15 protein-coding genes are annotated in these 17,902 nt (G+C 38.4%); 11 read left to right on the top strand and 4 right to left on the bottom strand.

All coding sequences use genetic code 11. The features are described from left to right. The first annotated feature begins 2 nt into the window (after window positions 1-2). Window positions 3-953, top strand: coding sequence for a type I phosphomannose isomerase catalytic subunit (locus tag HMPREF3116_RS06470; protein ID WP_070468521.1), 951 nt, complete (start codon window positions 3-5; stop codon window positions 951-953). A 103-nt stretch (window positions 954-1,056) separates the two neighbouring features. On the opposite strand, the gene HMPREF3116_RS06465 is transcribed toward HMPREF3116_RS06470, so the two are convergent. Then, the gene (locus HMPREF3116_RS06465; protein ID WP_070468519.1) at window positions 1,057-1,848 is read right to left on the bottom strand and encodes a formate/nitrite transporter family protein; all 792 of its coding nucleotides are present in this window, start codon (window positions 1,846-1,848) and stop codon (window positions 1,057-1,059) included. Between the two features lie 357 nt (window positions 1,849-2,205). On the opposite strand from HMPREF3116_RS06465, the gene HMPREF3116_RS06460 reads away from it, so the two are divergent. Further along, window positions 2,206-2,697 carry a cupin domain-containing protein gene (locus HMPREF3116_RS06460; protein WP_070468517.1) on the top strand — a complete coding sequence of 164 codons (492 nt, stop codon included), beginning with the start codon at window positions 2,206-2,208 and terminating at the stop codon, window positions 2,695-2,697. Window positions 2,698-2,906: 209 nt separating this feature from the next. Here HMPREF3116_RS06460 and pgeF read toward each other — a convergent pair whose 3' ends face one another. Beyond that, window positions 2,907-3,674 carry a peptidoglycan editing factor PgeF gene (gene pgeF / locus HMPREF3116_RS06455; RefSeq protein WP_070468515.1) on the bottom strand — a complete coding sequence of 256 codons (768 nt, stop codon included), beginning with the start codon at window positions 3,672-3,674 and terminating at the stop codon, window positions 2,907-2,909. 124 nt (window positions 3,675-3,798) lie between these two features. Between pgeF and HMPREF3116_RS06450 the strand changes: the two genes are divergently transcribed. Further along, window positions 3,799-6,726, top strand: a complete 2,928-nt coding sequence (locus HMPREF3116_RS06450) for an insulinase family protein (RefSeq protein ID WP_070468513.1) — start codon at window positions 3,799-3,801, stop codon at window positions 6,724-6,726. An 83-nt stretch (window positions 6,727-6,809) separates the two neighbouring features. On the opposite strand, the gene HMPREF3116_RS06445 is transcribed toward HMPREF3116_RS06450, so the two are convergent. Together HMPREF3116_RS06445 and HMPREF3116_RS06440 are read right to left on the bottom strand one after the other, a co-directional pair. After that, the gene (locus HMPREF3116_RS06445) at window positions 6,810-7,001 is read right to left on the bottom strand and encodes a hypothetical protein (RefSeq protein ID WP_070468511.1); all 192 of its coding nucleotides are present in this window, start codon (window positions 6,999-7,001) and stop codon (window positions 6,810-6,812) included. 14 nt (window positions 7,002-7,015) lie between these two features. Beyond that, complete coding sequence (locus HMPREF3116_RS06440) at window positions 7,016-7,687, bottom strand: hypothetical protein (RefSeq protein ID WP_070468508.1); 672 nt, start codon at window positions 7,685-7,687, stop codon at window positions 7,016-7,018. A gap of 423 nt (window positions 7,688-8,110) precedes the next feature. Here HMPREF3116_RS06440 and HMPREF3116_RS06435 point away from each other — a divergent pair, with 423 nt between their 5' ends. The 8 genes from HMPREF3116_RS06435 to nrdE all read left to right on the top strand — a co-directional run bounded on the left by HMPREF3116_RS06435 (window position 8,111) and on the right by nrdE (window position 17,879). Next, window positions 8,111-9,667, top strand: coding sequence for an alpha-amylase (locus HMPREF3116_RS06435; RefSeq protein ID WP_371440307.1), 1,557 nt, complete (start codon window positions 8,111-8,113; stop codon window positions 9,665-9,667). Between the two features lie 102 nt (window positions 9,668-9,769). Continuing rightward, complete coding sequence (locus tag HMPREF3116_RS06430; RefSeq protein ID WP_070468504.1) at window positions 9,770-10,309, top strand: dCTP deaminase/dUTPase family protein; 540 nt, start codon at window positions 9,770-9,772, stop codon at window positions 10,307-10,309. A 46-nt stretch (window positions 10,310-10,355) separates the two neighbouring features. Continuing rightward, window positions 10,356-11,738, top strand: a complete 1,383-nt coding sequence (gene radA / locus HMPREF3116_RS06425) for a DNA repair protein RadA (protein ID WP_070468502.1) — start codon at window positions 10,356-10,358, stop codon at window positions 11,736-11,738. Between the two features lie 205 nt (window positions 11,739-11,943). Then, entirely contained in the window at window positions 11,944-13,137 is a 1,194-nt protein-coding gene (locus HMPREF3116_RS06420; protein WP_070468500.1) for a PIN/TRAM domain-containing protein, read from the top strand. Window positions 13,138-13,224: 87 nt separating this feature from the next. Beyond that, complete coding sequence (gltX, locus tag HMPREF3116_RS06415; RefSeq protein ID WP_070468499.1) at window positions 13,225-14,700, top strand: glutamate--tRNA ligase; 1,476 nt, start codon at window positions 13,225-13,227, stop codon at window positions 14,698-14,700. A 377-nt stretch (window positions 14,701-15,077) separates the two neighbouring features. After that, window positions 15,078-15,317 (top strand): glutaredoxin domain-containing protein, encoded by a 240-nt coding sequence (locus HMPREF3116_RS06410; RefSeq protein ID WP_070468497.1) that lies wholly within the window; start codon window positions 15,078-15,080, stop codon window positions 15,315-15,317. Beyond that, a complete protein-coding gene (locus tag HMPREF3116_RS06405) occupies window positions 15,305-15,709 on the top strand; it encodes a class Ib ribonucleoside-diphosphate reductase assembly flavoprotein NrdI (RefSeq protein WP_070468495.1) in 405 nt (134 codons plus the stop codon). Before HMPREF3116_RS06410 ends, HMPREF3116_RS06405 begins: the two co-directional genes overlap by 13 nt. Continuing rightward, a complete protein-coding gene (gene nrdE, locus HMPREF3116_RS06400) occupies window positions 15,681-17,879 on the top strand; it encodes a class 1b ribonucleoside-diphosphate reductase subunit alpha (protein WP_070468493.1) in 2,199 nt (732 codons plus the stop codon). The genes HMPREF3116_RS06405 and nrdE overlap by 29 nt, the downstream gene beginning before the upstream one ends. Window positions 17,880-17,902: the final 23 nt, after the last annotated feature.

Genomic DNA, 17,902 nt, shown 5'->3' with positions numbered 1-17,902 from the left:
TGATGCAAGGACCCATATTCTTAAAGCCTTACCTAGAAGAAAAAATCTGGGGTGGGCAGAAATTACGCAGTCAATTTAAATTGGATATCCCATCAAACCAAACGGGAGAAGCGTGGGTCATTTCAGGACATGAACATGGGCAATCTGTTGTGACATCACCGGAATCTCTTGCTGGTCTAACACTTTCTGATTTATACCATCAACATCCAGACTTGTTCCTAGGTCAAGCGACTGATCGTTTTCCATTATTAATTAAAATTATTGATGCTAAAGAAGACTTATCCGTACAAGTTCATCCTGATGACGCGTATGGACTAGCGCATGAAAATGATCTTGGGAAAACTGAATGTTGGTATGTTATGGATGCTGATCCAGGTGCTTACCTAATTTACGGCCATAATGCACGGAACAAAGCACAATTTCTAGAAATGGTTGAGGACAATGAGTGGGACCAACTCTTACGAAAGGTACCTGTTCATGCTGGCGACTTTTTCGCAGTACCAGCTGGTACTATCCACGCTATTGGTGGTGGCGTATTAATCCTAGAAACACAACAGAGTTCTAATACAACTTACCGAGTTTATGATTATGGACGTAAAGATGCGCAAGGTAATGAACGTGACCTACACATCCAACAATCAGCGGATGTGACCATGTTCCCTCACCAAGATACTTTAGCAGATGGACGAACAACCGAATTACCAGGTGGATCAATCCAAGAATTTTGGACTAACGAATACTTCTCTGTGGCAAAATGGACAGTCGAGGATAATTTGCATATCAATTTATCTGACAAGTACCAATTATGTACTGTTCTTGATGGTCAAGGGCAAGTAACGGTTGGTGACAAAACTTGGGCTGTAAAAGCAGCTGATGCCTTTATCTTGCCAAGTGGTTTAAGTGAGGTAATACTTACCGGTCAATTCAGTTTAATGGTTGCAGAAGAAGCATAAAATTTAGCATACAAAAATAGCTCAAGGGATAAGCGTTGGCTTTCATATCCCTTGGGCTATTTTTAATATATTCTAGTTAAGGAAGTGGCAGTGTGAACTTCGGTTAGTCAAGATAAGGGGCATCATGACTATTCAAGAAACTATAACCCAGCCCCATAATGACACCACCACCTATTAAATTCCCGATAAAGGCGATAGTCCAATTCATCAACACAGCGACTAAATTCATCTCATTACCTGAGAAGAAAGCTAAACTCATTAGGGAGAAGTTTGCAATAATATGCTCAAAACCACCATAAACAAAGAGAAAAATAACAGCAATAATGAAGAACAAGCGTGCAGTATCATCTTTCATTTTCATTTGTCCCATGATGGTGATATTTACAAATATATTTGCAAGAATCCCATCTATGAATAAGGTCCAAATATCTTTATCTAATTTAGCGTTAATAACTGTCATTAGCGCTGAGTCGGCATTAAAATAATGTGCTGCACTTGAATTGCCAATAAGAATACCTACAATAATAGCACCTAGTAAATTCATTAGCGTACAAATAACGATGATTGTTAAAGCTTTTGACCATGTTAAATATCGACGATGTGCACCTGTGAAGAGGTACATCATATTTGAAGTAGCTAGTTCACCGTTTAAATAAATAATCATTGCTAATCCTATGGGGAATATGAGGGCATAAGTGATTTTACCCAAAGGAGGATAGTCTAAAGCAATGACATCCCAAAGTATCATGCCGATTGCGGTTGGTAAGGTTAAGAAAAACCCCGCATATATTGCCCTCAACAAATATTTTGTTTTTGATTGGTCAAAAAGAGTATCTTTTTTGCTAACTGCACCATCGATTTTGTTCATAAAAGTTGAAATAGGCTTATCGCTCATGTCTTAACTCCTTGTCATCATTTTTCAATACTAGGAAAATCTTCTCTCAAGGATAGACTACCATAGAATGCAGGCGATTATTTTTAAGATTTATAGATTTACTATTTTTAGTAAAGTAAATCGTGACTTTATGATAAAACACTCACAATATTAAATTTTTTGTACTTGTTTGTACACTTTGAAATTGAAATAAAGTTATGATTCATTAGATTTTTTATGACTTCTCTTTTACTATTTTTTCGTGATATTTGTAAGAATGAGCTTCTCTTTATCTTGTTCTTCAATAAAAGTCGTGCAAAGTGCTGATAAAATAGATACTATTGAAGGTGAAAAGCAAATATTTGGAGGCGACAATGAATGAAAGATAAATCAATTTGGATTGATCACTATAATATGGCAGGTCATGAAGAAGGAGGCTTTTTCTATCAGGTTCTAAAATCTGATCAGACTATTCAATTAGAAGGACAGCAACCACGTGCTTTATACACCAGCATTTATTTCCTGTTAACGAGCAATAATCCTTCACGTTTTCACCGGTTAACTGCCGATGAGGTTTGGTACTACCACTATGGTAGCCCATTAACTGTTCATATGATTACACCTGAAGGCGACTACCAACAAGTTACTCTTGGAACAGATGTAGAAAAAGGGCAAGTTTTACAAGCCGTGGTTCCTAAGAATACGATTTTTGGCTCAAGCGTTGAAGAAGATAACAGCTATGCCTTAGTTTCATGTATGGTTAGTCCAGGCTTTGAATATGATGACTTTGAATTATTTAAACGATCTGATTTACTTGAAGCATATCCAGATTACTCAGATATTATTCATCGCCTAACCCTAGAAGACTAATTACTAGTAGTCCTTAAATGATTCTTAAAAAATTGGGCACATATTTAACATAATTTTCTTTGAAAACTTCATTATATCTTCAAAAGTATGGCCTATTATATAAGCATACCCAATAAAGAAACCAAACTTTTCTTCATAAATCTTTCTCCTCCCAAATTGAAAGATACTAAAAAACCAGCTGGCTCCCAACAGCTGGTTTTTTTATGTCTTTATACATTTTTTCTAGTAATAAAAGAAAAATGTCTGCCGGGCGTTTTATTTAATCGGTAGGAGAATCCCTCTGTCATAGTGAACGTATCTTGGTTAGACTTGGTAATATGCTCTTTTAGGAAACCAACACGTTTTAGTTGCTCAACAATAGTCGCTTGATTGTCAACCAAATATTTTTGACGCTTATCATCCCAACGAATAAAGTCATCTGCATAACCTAATGCTTTGAATTGATCTACCACATCTTGGTCTACTTCAAATGATTCTTGGGCGATAGATGGACCAAGAATAGCTTTGATATTGCCCATATAGATATTTGGTTGTTGGCTTTTGATTTGAGCGAAAGTCGTAGCTATTACGTCTTGAACAGTCCCTCTCCAGCCTGAATGAATGGCGCCGATTAATCCAGTACTTTCATCATAAAATAAAATGGGCACACAGTCTGCAGTAAACACACCAATTACAATATCAGGTTCGTAAGTAAATAGTGCATCTACATCGTCTATTGCATCTTCAGTTGTTTTAGTGCCGCGTCCTTGGTCGTTAGCTTTCACTTGGTAAGCCTTGTTGGAATGGGTCTGGTTAGCGAAAACAAATTGAGTGGTATCTACATGTAACGCTTCTGCTAGTGCTTGACGGTTAGCGATAACCATCATCTTATCCTCTCCGGTGTGTAAGGCTAAATTACCATCTAGCGCTTGGTTAGGGTCTTTTAGGCTGGTACCAGCAGTAATATTATCTGGTGTTTCATAAAATTGGACTGTCATGAAAATCATCCTTTCATGGTGTGTTTTTTTCTATTATAGCAAATAAGCGGTCTAGCTAATAAAATCTCGCAAAAACTGTTAAAATAAATGGAAATAAGAAAATGACCGATAAGGAGATTATGATATGACAATCAACTTGAAAAAAGGGGACCAAATGCACGGATTTACGCTTGTGGATAGCCAATTTATTCAAGATGCTAATGCCCAAGTTCACACTTTCACCCATGAACAATCAGGGGGGCAAGTGATTTGGGTAGAAAACGATGATCAAAATCGTACTTTTGGGATAGGTTTTAAAACGCCACCGAAAGACTCAACCGGTGTAGCTCATATCGTGGAGCACTCAGTACTTTCTGGGTCACGTAAATATCCAGCTAAGGATCCGTTTATGACTATGTTGAAAACGTCTATGAATACATTCTTGAATGCTATGACTTTTTCAGATATGACCATTTATCCAGTTTCATCTATGAATGAGGAAGATTTCCATAATTTAACGGATGTTTATTTAGACGCCGTTTTCTTTCCCAAAATGATGACTGAGGAACACATTTTCCGTCAAGAAGGTTGGCATAAAGAATTATTCGATGTAGATGAACCAATCATTTATAATGGGGTAGTTTATAACGAAATGCGTGGGGCTTATTCTGATGCAGAACGCATTATTATGCAGGATGTAACAGCCAATATGCACCCTAATTCTACTTATGCCCATGAATCAGGTGGCTATCCTTATGATATTCCTAACTTGACCTTTGAAAACTTTAAACAATTCCATGCTGATCATTACCGTCCAGACAATGCTTTAGCCTATGTCTACGGGGATATTGATATTGACCGCACTTTGCGTCAGATTAACGGCGATTTCTTTAGTGAATTCTCAACAATTAATCATGAGAAAATTCAATTTGACTTGCCTAAAACAGCCGAAGGTCACCGCGAATATCAAGCCTTTTATAACGCGGATGAACGCAAAACGAGTGAACAAGATTCTTACTTGACCTACATGACCCATGTGGGTACATCAACAGATTTAACCGATAACTATGTGGCCAATATTTTAAGCGATGCCTTAATTGAAGCGGAAGCAGCCCCAATCCGTTTAGCCCTAATTGAAGCTGGTTTAGCAGAGGAAGTTGAAGCGATGGGTTCTGATGGCTACTATCTAGATTTTGGTTTAGTTTTAAAACAATTTAACCCAGAGAATAAGGACAAGGCTTTAGCAGTGATTAAAGCAACTTTAAATGACCTAGTAGCTAATGGCATCAACCGCGACCTTCTTGAAGGGGTTATCAATACTCGTGAATTTGCAGCCCGTCAAGCTGGTGGTGCGATGAAGGGGATTACTTATGAAATTCAAATGACTATGGCTTGGCGCTATGACATGTCCCCAACTGAAGTCTTGCATTTTTCAAAATACTTCGATGATTTAAGAGCGAAGTTGGACACAGACTTCTATGAAAGATGGATTCAAGACAACTTGTTGGATGCAGCTACTAGTCTAGTGGGTATTTACCAACCAAAAGCGGGCTTATTTAAAACGCAAGATGCGCAATTAACTGCCCAGTTAGCTGCAGAAAAAGCGGCTATGACTGACCAAGACATCCAAGCATTAATTGAGGAAAACCACGCATTGCGGAACTACCAAGATACACCGGACACAGAAGAAGCCCGTAAAACCTTACCAAAATTAGCTATTTCTGATGTACCACGGACAACAAAAGCGATTGCCGAAGAGGTATTGACTGGTCAACAAGGGGTGCCAGTCCTTTTCCATGAACAAGATGCTTCAGGGATTCGTTATGTACAGATGGCTTATCGGTTAGACCATATTACAGCAGAAGATTTACCATATGTGAACTATCTAGCGATTTTATTAGGGTTATTGGACACAGATAATTATGATTATCGTCAAATGGATATTGAAATGATGAAGGCGACTGCTGGGATTTCTATGCGACCTAAAGTCTTTATCCGTGAAGGTTCCAAAGATGATTATGTACCAGTGTTAGTGGCATCATTTGCGGCGATTGGTGACCATTCTGCTCGTGGTTTTGAACTGTTACAAGATACGATGACATTTACAGACTTTTCTGATAAGGCACGGATTTTAAATGTCTTACAACGGACGAAATTTAATATGAGTCAGTCGTATGAAGGGGCCGGTCACCGGGTGGCGATTTCTAGATTACGGTCTTTCTACTCGCAAGCGGCTAAGTATGAAGATGTGATTGCTGGTTTAACATTCTATGACCATATGACGGATTTAATTGAAAACTTCTCAACTAAGGCAGATGCTTTTATCGAGAAATTGAGAGAAGTGAATGGCAAAATATGGGATCCACGTATGTTGACAGTTAGTTTAACAGCTGACGGTGTAGATCAATCAGCCTTGCTTGATCAGGTCAACCACTTCATTGACCAAGCAAAACCAGCCGATAGTGTTGAACCTGTAAATGTCCAGTTTGACTTAGTCGGCAACCATTATCATGAGGCGATTCAAACCAACGGTAATGTACAATACGTATCGGTGGGGGGACCTGTGCCAGTTGAAGACTATAATGGCCGGTATGTCGTTTTTGCCAATATTTTATCGAAAGATTACTTACACGAAAATATTCGTGCTAAAGGTGGCGCTTATGGTGCTGGTTTAAGCCTGACTGCAGCGGGGGACGTGACCACTTATTCTTACCGTGACCCGAATGTGGATAAGACAGTAGCGGTATATCAAAACTTACCAGCCTTCTTAGAAAATCCAGGTTTAAGTCAAGATGATCTAGAACAATTAATTATTGGCTCTATGACTAGCTTCCACTATCCATTAACACCGGCTAGCGTGAACAATCTGATGGTGACACGCCACTTCAGAGGGATGACAAAAGATATGGTAGACGCACGCTTAAGCCAAGCCTTGGATACTAAAGTAGCTGATCTAATTGCCTTCAAAGCACAAATACAAACTGCGCTAGATGCAGATAATTTAGTCGTCTTTGGAAATAAGCAAAAAATTGAGGAATCTAAGCAAGTATTCAATCATAAACGTACGATTTAAGAAAAAGTAAAAGGCCGGGATACACTTCCCGGCCTCTTTGTGTCCAAATAGATAGTCTATTTAGAAAATATTATTTATTTTGTTTATTGTAGGCCTAAAGCCTCTCCAAATGTGAGGGCAATGAAAGCCAATAGTAATAAGACGCCACCGACTACCTTTAATCGGGCTTGTTGTGCAGCAGTCATCCCTTCAGGAGTTTGCCCCTTCCAGACAATATATACGTTTACTAAAATACATAAAATGGCGAAGATTGTTCCGACCAAATAACGGCTCATATAGGCTCCTTTAATTATAATTGCGATAATTTCACTTCGATTGTTGTTGTTACTGCTTGATTGTCGATACGACTAGTACCAGAAATCGTCCATTCAACTGCTCTAATTTCATTGGTGTAACGATCAGTCACAAGTTGGATTTGGTGGTTGGCATCATTATTGTAAGACTGACTTACAAAAGAGTTTAATAAGTTGGTTAATTGCACATTTTCACCAGAAAAACTAACGGTTTGATTATTTAAAGACCCAGTCCATTGTCCAATTGTATCTAGCGTCGTTAATAAACTGTGCATTTGATTTAGAGATAAGACATTTAAACGGTTCAGATGTGAATCATTCGTTAAACTTTGTTGCCATTCGCCGCCATTTTCCTTGTAAGCGGATTGGGCATTACTTGTTTCAACTTGTAAGATCGTATCATTATTACTAGAAGCAGTATTCTTTTTAATGAAAGTTCCAGAAAAGTTATCCGTATTTTCATAAGATAAGGTCGACATGACCGTTTCAGTATTTGCGGGTTCAGATGTGACCTGTTCGATTGTTGTGGATTGTTTGTAAGCAGTTGTTTCAGACAAAGTTTCGTTAACAGCATTGCCTAGTTCAGTAGAGGATTCACGCGCTTCAACGTGGTTACCAACTAGTAACATGATGCATGCTAATAAAACCCATTTCAATAGTTTTCGCATTTTAGGCATCCTTTATATCTATATTTTAAGTATTTCGAAGATCGGGAATGTTTATAGCGATATACGCCAATGGTGATTTCACCTAATATTTTTATTCTATCGGACTTCTGTGAAGATTTAAAGACCAAATGCCTAAAATATTACATTAATTTATATTGATTTCACAACTTTGGAAGGGGTCACAGATTTTTGAAAAATACTTGCAGTATTTTGCTGGCTTATGACGTATAAACTAGTAAAAGATTAAAAATATTAATGTGGTAGCTTGCAAGGCCTAAAATTATCTCATTGAAGAAACTTTCGGTATAATAACTGTAATGTGATATTGAATCTAATCAATCCACAAAGCAAGAAAGTGAAATAGAGTCGTGAAAAAATAGGGATAGACATTAAGATTAGGCGAAAGCGGGGGCTAACGATATGGTGATGAACGGTGTATTAATGCAATATTTTGAGTGGGACTTACCCGATGATGGTAGTTTATGGAAAAAGTTAGCGGAAGATGCAGCACACTTGGCATCAATCGGGATTTCTCATGTGTGGATGCCACCAGCAACTAAAGGTCAATCGAGTAATGACGTTGGTTACGGCGCTTACGACTTATTTGATATTGGGGAATTCGATCAAAAAGGGACGGTTCGTACCAAATACGGGACTCGAGCAGAATACCAAGCGGCAATTGATGCCTTACATGAACAGGACATTTGGGTGTTAGCGGATGCTGTTTTAAACCATAAGGGTGGGGCTGATGAAACAGAAGTATTCCAAGCCTACCCAATGAACCCAACAAATCGGCAAGAAAAGCTTGGTGAAGCGCGCGATATTGAAGGGTGGACTAAGTTTACTTTTCCAGGTCGAAATGGTGAGTATTCAGACTTTATTTGGGATTTTAACTGCTTCTCTGGGACTGACTTTGACCAACGAACAGGTGAAAGTGGTATCTTTATGATTAAAGGTGAGCATAAAGGGTGGGCAGATAATGAAGAAGTGGACGGTGAGCACGGTAACTTCGACTACTTAATGTTTTCGGATATTGATTATGATAATCCCTATGTTCAAGAAGAAGTCTTAAAATGGGCACGTTGGTACTTAGATTCTTTTAATTTAAATGGTTTTAGAATGGATGCCTTAAAACATATCGATTTTGCCTTTATTGACCAGTTAATATCTGCTTTACGAGAAAGTAATCCAGATATTTATGTTATAGGAGAGTACTGGCAAAGTAATACTGGTGTGCTTTTCGATTATTTAGCGGAAACGGATTATCAAATCGATCTATTTGATGTGGCCTTACATCAACGCTTTAAACAAGCAGCTACTTCTTTGGATCAATTTGATATGGGTTCACTTCTTGAGGGTTCACTCTTGAAAGATCGACCGGATTTAGCTGTCTCCTTTGTTGATAATCATGACTCTCAGCCAGGGCAAGCCCTTGAGTCTTGGGTAGATGAATGGTTTAAACCGATTGCTTATGGCTTGATTCTCTTGCATCAATCAGGTTTACCGACTATTTTCTACGGCGATTATTATGGTATCGAAAGTATCCAGTATAAAGGCTTCCAAGAGACCTTAGATAAGCTTTTAGCTTTGAGGCGGGAAAATGCTTATGGTGATCAACATGATTATTTTGACCATAAAAATTGTATCGGTTATACCCGGACTGGCGATGATGAACATCCAAACGGACTCGCTTTTATCGCAACCAATGGTGACCAAGCGAAGAAGCGTATGTATGTAGGAGAACTCCACGCAGGAGAAGAGTGGATAGACGCAATGGGTGAAGTTGAAGGATCGGTAACCATTGAAGCGGATGGTACGGGTGTATTTAAAGTACATGCTGGGTCAATGTCCGTTTGGGTCAACAAGTGTGACGGTGATCATATTGACGGTGAAGCAGATGAAGATTTTGAAGATACAAGCGCTCTTGAAGAAATAGTTGAACCAGATGCTGAAGTGGGTGCCATTAACCAAAGTGAGTAAATTACACTGGGTCTCCAGGGTCTTACGTTTAGAAATTTGCTAATCAATGGTACAATAAGTCAGTAAAACTCAAGTATGCGTAGTAAAGGATGGAATTTGTTTATGACAGTAGAAAATACACGAGGATTTGAGAAAATATCGGCCTATGCCAATGATGAGGCAATTACATTGCCAAGACGTTCAACAACCCTATCGGCTGGCTATGATATCGCAGCGGCTGAAGATATCATTGTACCGGCAATGTGGAAGACTGGTGTAAAGCATGTCCTAAAAGACTTCGCGCATTTAAATGTGGCAGGCGAAGTGGACGAAAGTGCTATCAAACCAGTATTAGTGCCGACTGGTTTAAAAGCTTATATGGGCGAGAATGAATACTTACAATTAACTTGCCGGTCTTCAAATCCGCTTAAACGAGGTCTTTCCTTACCTAATGGTGTAGGTATTGTTGACGCAGATTACTATAATAATGAAAATAATGAAGGCCATTTATTTGTGCAATTAGTAAACTTTGGTTTGCGTGACGTTCAAATTAAAAAAGGTGAGCGTATTGCGCAAGGGATTTTCCTTTCTTTCTTAACGACTGCTGATGACCAGCCAAGTGACCAAGTGCGTGCAGGTGGTTTTGGCTCTTCTGGTCAATAATAGCAATTGATATTTTTCAAATTAATAGAAAGGAGTGAAGTCCAAGATGGCTAAGAAACCGACAACGAGATATGTATGTCAGGCTTGTGGTTATGAGAGTGTTCAGTTCTATGGCAAGTGTCCGAATTGTGGGGCATGGAACCAAATGGAAGAGGAGCGCTTGTATGGTAAGACTATTGCTCATCCTGAAACACGTGCTGGACAAGCCAGCTCAATCCGGATGAAACCAAAAAAATTAGCGACGGTTAAAGGTGAAGAAACGCCGCGCATCCAAACCCAATTAGGTGAATTAAACCGCGTCTTAGGTGGCGGTGTGGTGCAAGGTTCCTTGGTTTTAATTGGTGGTGACCCAGGGATTGGGAAATCCACTTTAATGCTACAGGTATCAGCTGAACTGCATCAGAGCGCTGGGCCAGTTTTATATGTGTCGGGAGAGGAATCGATGCATCAAATTAAACTACGAGCGGACCGATTAGGATTTGAAGGGGCAGATTTCTACGTTTATGCAGAAACTGATATGGCAGCTATTCAAGATGCTATTTATGACTTACAACCACGCTTTGTAGTGATTGACTCTATTCAAACGATGACCCACGAAGATGCGACATCAACGGCAGGATCAGTTGGACAAGTCCGTCAAACGACAGCAGAGCTAATGAAATTAGCGAAGTCACAAAATATTGGTATTTTCATCGTTGGACATGTGACGAAAGAAGGAAATATTGCTGGACCGCGTATTTTAGAACACATGGTGGATACTGTACTGTATTTTGAAGGTGAGAAGCATGATACTTTCAGGATTTTACGAGCAGTGAAGAACCGGTTTGGGTCAACCAATGAAATAGGTGTCTTTGATATGCAGCAAGATGGTTTACATGAAGTCGCTAATCCTTCCGAACTCTTCTTAGAAGAAAGGTTAGCGGGTGCTAATGGATCGGCGGTTGTTGCTTCGATGGAGGGCACACGACCGATTTTAACGGAGATTCAAGCGCTACTTACACCGACCTCATTTGGGAATGCCCGTAGAACGGCTTCTGGATTAGATTATTCACGGGTATCACTCATTATGGCTGTGCTTGAGAAGAGAGCTGGTTTAATGCTTCAAAATCAAGATGCCTACCTCAAATCAACTGGTGGGGTCCGTTTAGACGAACCGGCTATTGACCTGGCCATTGCAGTAGCTGTGGCTTCTTCATACCGAGAAAAAGAAACGAAACCAACTGATTGCTTCGTTGGAGAAATTGGGTTGACTGGTGAAATTAGACGGGTAACAAGAATTGCGGAACGTGTTCAAGAAGCTGAAAAATTAGGCTTTGAACGCATTTTTATCCCTAAAAATGCGTTATCCGGTTTAACTGGTAAACAAAAAATACAAGTAGTTGGTGTAACGACTGTAAGAGAAGTATTAAATATGATTTTTACAAAATAAATACTAGAGAGTTTGGATTGAATGGTAGCCAAGCTCTCTTTTTATCTCAAATAAGCGCTATATGTAAATTTCAGGTTAAGATTATGCATACTAGACTAAATTTTAAGTAAGTTTATTGTGTAAATGTAAACAAAAAGATATACTATAAAAGCGGTAGTATAATAAAGAAACCGCTTTAATTTTTATAGAAAAGGAGGTGAATAATATGAATGAAAGATTTTGGAAAATATTATCTCACGTGCTCATAGTAATATTAGGATCTTCAATAGGTTATTATGTATTACCTTTACTTTGGGACATGGTCAATATCAATATTAGCTTTTTCTATCATCCATTGTTTAACATCGTACTTGGTGCAATTATTCTTTTTCTTATTTACGGATTAACACAGCCTTTATTGATGCGTTTTATTCGCGATATCGAACGTGACATGCGTCAGTTATCGATCGAAAAGGTTTTAGTTTCTGCAGTAGGTGTTATTATTGGACTAGTTTTAGCTTGGTTAATCAACATTCCTTTAGTGGCGATTGGTTGGCCATTCATTTCAAATATCTTACCCATTGTCTTAACGATTGTTTTAGGGGTGTTAGGTTTTTATCTTTTCTCTAATAAGAGTGCTGAGATTATGGAGATGCTTACCCGTATTCCGCAAGTGAGACGTAGTGAAGCAACGGATACGACTATTACTGAAGACACACAGTCAGATAAGGAAGTATATGAAAGTGACTTATCCACTCACTCAGAAGGCCATGATATGTATACGGATGCCTTACTATCACTTAGACAAGCTGCGGATGAGGCTTACCAGCCCTATAAGATTTTAGATACATCAGTGATTATTGATGGGCGGATTTTAGATGTCCTAAAAGCAGGCTTTATCGAAGGTGTGATCGTAGTCCCCAGTTTTGTCTTGAAAGAATTACAATACATTGCGGACCAAGCAGATTCATTAAAACGGGTTCGTGGTCGTCGTGGTTTGGATATTTTAAATCAAATTCAAGACTTAGATGATGTGGTTGTAGATTTCTATGCCGGAGACTTCGATGATGAATCAGAAGTAGACTTAAAATTATTGCGTCTAGCTAAGTTAGTCGATGGTGTTGTGGTAACAAATGATTATAACTTGAATAAAGTGAGTCAATTTCACAAGATTAAAGTATTAAACATTAATGAGTTAGCGAATGCATTGAAATCTGTTGTGATTCCTGGGGAGACGATTTCCGTACATATCGTAAAAGCTGGTACAGAGCGTCAACAAGGCGTAGCCTACATGGACGACGGTACAATGATTGTCGTTGAAGAAGGCAAACATCATATTGATGAGACCCTTTCAGTAGAGATTACTTCAGCGATTCAAACCAATGCAGGACGCATGGTCTTTGCCAAAATAGCTGACTAGATATATAATTATACTGATGGAAAATTAGGTTGGTATGTTTACCAGCCTATTTTGATTGAAAAGCTTAAGATAAAAGGAGAAATCAACATGTCAGATAAAGTACGCGTACGCTATGCGCCAAGTCCAACTGGCCATTTACATATTGGGAATGCTCGTACCGCCTTGTTTAATTATTTATTCGCTCGTCACAACGACGGGGAATTTATTATTCGTATTGAAGATACTGATACTAAACGAAATCTTGAAGATGGAGAAAGATCTCAACTTGAAAACCTACATTGGTTGGGTATTGAGTGGGATGAAGGACCAGATAAGCCAGGTGAATTTGGCCCTTACCGTCAATCTGAACGTAAAGATATCTATGACCGTTACCTAACAGAATTATTAGACAAGGGTTTAGCTTACTATGCATTTGATACACCTGAGGAAATCGAAGCAGAACATGAAGCGCAAGTCGCAAATGGTGAAACACCGCGTTACATTGGTAAATGGCGCGACAAATCACAGGAAGAAATCGATGCAGCACGTGCAGAAGGCCGCCCAGAAACCATCCGTTTCCGTGTACCTGACAACACAACATATACCTTTGATGACATGGTAAAAGGGGAAATCTCTTTCGAATCAGCAGCTATTTCAGGTGACTTTGTTATCCGTAAACAAGATGGTATGCCTACATATAACTTCGCCGTTGTAGTGGATGACCATTTGATGGAAATTACACATGTATTGCGTGGGGATGACCATATTGCGAATACACCAAAACAATTAATGATTTATGATGCCTTAGGATTCGACCGCCCGACATTCGGTCACATGACTTTAATCGTAAATGCTGAAACAGGTAAAAAATTATCTAAACGTGATGGGTCAATTTTACAATTTATTGAACAATACCGTGACTTGGGGAACCTACCTGACGCAATGTTTAATTTTATCACTTTATTAGGTTGGTCTCCAAAAGGCGAAGAAGAAATCTTCTCACAGGATGAATTGATTGAGATCTTTGATACAGACCGTCTAAGTAAGTCACCAGCAGCCTTTGACAACAAAAAGCTAGAATGGATCAATAACCGTTACATGAAAGCAGCAGATGCTGAAGACGTAGCGAAATTAGCGATTGATCACCTACAAAGAGCAGGACGTGTATCTGAAACATCAACAGCAGAAGAACGTGAATGGACTGAAAAATTGGTTTCATTATATAAAGATGAAATGTCATATGCAGCTGAAATCGTTGAATTATCAGATATGTTCTTCCAAGATGAATTACATATTGCAGATGATGCGAAAGCAGTATTAGCTGGTGAAGGTGTAGCGGATGTATTAAAAGCCTTCCAAGCGAAATTAGCTGAAATTCCAGCTGATGACTTCAAAGAAGAAAATATTATGGCAGCAATTAAAGCTGTTCAAAAAGAAACTGGCGTAAAAGGTAAAAACTTATATATGCCAATCCGTGTAGCCACTTCAGGTGAACAACACGGACCTTCAATTGGTTTAACAATTGAAGTGTTGGGTAAAGAAAAAGTAGCCCACCACTTAGACCAAGCTCTAGCAAGTCTATAATCAAATATTTAATCTTTCCTATCTAAGCGTAAGCTTGGATAGTTTTTTTTATTTTAACGGTATAAAAAGATATGCATAACTTAATAGTTAACAAAACGTTATCAGTAAATACAAAATTCGCTTACCTTTCATCTAAATTTATCAATGTATTTTTGTGCAAAAAATATAAAACGTTTAAAAGCTACTAATCTAATCATCTTCTATAAAAATAGGAAGATACAATTTGTTATTTCTTTTATGAAACTTGTAAGTAACGATTGATAATAGTTCATCTCCACCCCTATACTATGACTAGATTTAACACAATATATAGAGTAAAAAAATAAATTAACCACAATTTATTGTGTTGTTTTAATAAAAAGCGAGGAGTAATAACCATGACAATCACAGTTTATGCAAAGAGTGGCTGCCCACAATGTGTATTTGCCAAGAAATACCTTGAAGCTAAAGAGATTCCATTTGAAGAGAAACGCGTAGATCTAGAGTCTGTGTATCTAGATGAAGTAAAAGAATTAGGTTATTTGTCTTTACCAGTAATTGCAGACTCAAGAGGAAACCATTTCAATGGTTATGTAACTGAAAAGATGGAAGCTTTGGTGGCAGCATGGCAAGCATAGTTTATTATTCATTAACGGGTCAAACTAGACGTTTTATTCATAAGGTTCAAGGATTTGATACTTATGAGATTTCATCCGCAATAGCACCAGTGACAATGACTGAGCCGTTTATTATGGTGATCCCATCATATGAAAGTCATGTGTATGGTGACGTGATTGAAACAGCTGAAGAATTTTTAGAATGGGCAGATAATGCTAGTTTATGCAAGGGCTTTTTTGGTGGGGGCAACCGCAATTTTGCCCAATTATTCTGTGTAACAGTAAAGGAATTATCTGCTGAGTTCGATATTCCTGTCTTACATGGATTTGAATTCCAAGGGTCTGCTTATGACGTGGCTAAGTTAACAGAGGAGTTAGAGAAAATTGACAGATACCAAGAAATTAGAAATTGAAAATACGAAAGACATTACTTACTTTAAGCTTAATAATATGGTAAATATCCCAACTGCTGACAAAAAAATCCAGTTAAATAAAGACCGTGAAGCGGTTAGGGCTTATTTCTTAGAATATGTGAACCCAAATACGGTTTTCTTCCATACATTAGAAGAAAAATTACAGTATTTAGTAGACAACGATTATATTGAAGAAGGTTTCTTAAATAAGTATTCTTTCGGTTTCATCCAATCCTTGTTTGATCATTTGTATAGCCATAAATTCCGTTTCAAGAGCTTTATGGGTGCTTATAAGTTTTACACGCAATATGCCTTAAAAACCAATGACAACAAACGATTTTTAGAAAGATATGAAGACCGAATTGCTTTTACTGCTTTGTATTTAGCAGATGGCGATGAAGATTTAGCTTGGCATATTGCTGAAGAGCACATTGAACACCGTCTACAAATGGCTACACCTACCTTCTTAAACGCAGGTAAGAAGCGTCGCGGTGAGATGGTTTCTTGTTTCTTAATTGATGTCCAAGATAATATGGAGTCAATTGGACGAGCAGTGAATTCCTCTCTACAACTCTCTAAACGTGGTGGTGGTGTAGGTGTAAATTTGAGTAACCTTCGTGAGGCCGGCGCCGCAATTAAGGGTATTGAAAATGCTGGTTCAGGTGTTGTGCCAGTAATGAAACTGTTAGAAGATGCCTTTTCTTATGCTAACCAATTGGGTCAACGAAATGGTGCTGGGGTTGTTTATTTAAATGCCTTTCACCCGGATGTCTATGAATTCCTATCTACCAAAAAAGAAAATGCAGATGAGAAAATTCGTGTGAAGACCCTGTCTTTAGGACTGGTTGTGCCGGATAAATATTACGAACTATTGAAAACAAATGAACCCATGTACTTGTTTAGTCCATATGACGTGGAAAGAATCTACGGCGAGCCATTTGGTTACGTGGATATCACTGAACACTACGAGGATATGGTCGCCAACAAAGAAATCAAGAAATATAAAATCAATGCCCGGGAACTAGAACAAGAGATTTCTCGTCTACAACAAGAATCTGGCTATCCATATATCATGAATGTGGATACAGCGAATAAGGAAAACCCGGTTAACGGGAGAATTACTATGTCTAACTTATGTTCTGAAATCATGCAAGTACAAAAGCCATCTATTCTAAATGAAGACTTAACTTATAAAGAAGTTGGTATGGATATTTCTTGTAACTTAGCTTCAACCAATATCACTGAAATGTTAAAAGCGCATAACTTTGAGCAAGCTGTGGATACCGCCGTACGTGCTTTAACTGCTGTTTCTGATATGACATCAATCAAAGCTGTACCAAGTGTTGAACGTGGTAACGCAGCCTATAACGCTATCGGATTGGGCGCGATGGGATTACATACAGCGCTTGCTACCAATCAAATTCATTATGGGTCAGCTGAAGCACTAGAGTTAACGGATGCTTACTTTATGGCATTACGTTATTACGCTTTGAAAACCTCAAACCAAATGGCAAAAGAGCGTGGAGAAAGCTTCTTTGAATTTGACCAATCAGCTTATGCCGATGGTTCTTACATTCGTGAGCGTTACATTGACAACCAAAAACCGTTCGTCTTCAAATCTGAGAAGGTAGCTAAATTATTCGAACATATCCACATCCCAACACCGGATGATTGGGCGGCATTAAACCAAGCAATCATGGCGGATGGACTATATAATGCTTACCTATTAACAGTTGCACCAACAGGGTCGATTTCATACATCAATGAAGCATCGTCATCCATTCATCCAATTGTGCATTTAATTGAAAACCGTCAAGAAACAAATATTGGTTCAATGTTCTATCCAGCACCATACTTGGATAATGATACGATCGAATATTACAAATCTGCTTACGAAACGGATATGCGTCAAGTCATCGATACGTATGCAACAGCACAAAAACATATTGATCAAGGGATGTCCTTGACCTTGTTTATGCAATCCACTATCCCACAAGGTTTATATGAATGGAAGAATGGGAATACGGACAAGATGACTACCCGTGACCTTAACCGCTTGCGTAATTATGCTTGGTCACAAGGCATTAAATCGATTTACTATGTGCGGACTTATACAAATGACTTCGATAAAGAAATTGGCGTAAACCAATGTGAATCATGTGTGATTTAACACGTAAACGAGAGGAAAATGAG

Origin of the sequence: Aerococcus sp. HMSC10H05, assembly GCF_001806975.1 — a bacterium.
GTDB lineage: Bacteria > Bacillota > Bacilli > Lactobacillales > Aerococcaceae > Aerococcus > Aerococcus viridans_B.
The sequence above is the reverse complement of the archived record's forward strand: the minus strand, read 5'-3'. Positions and strand labels throughout refer to the sequence as shown.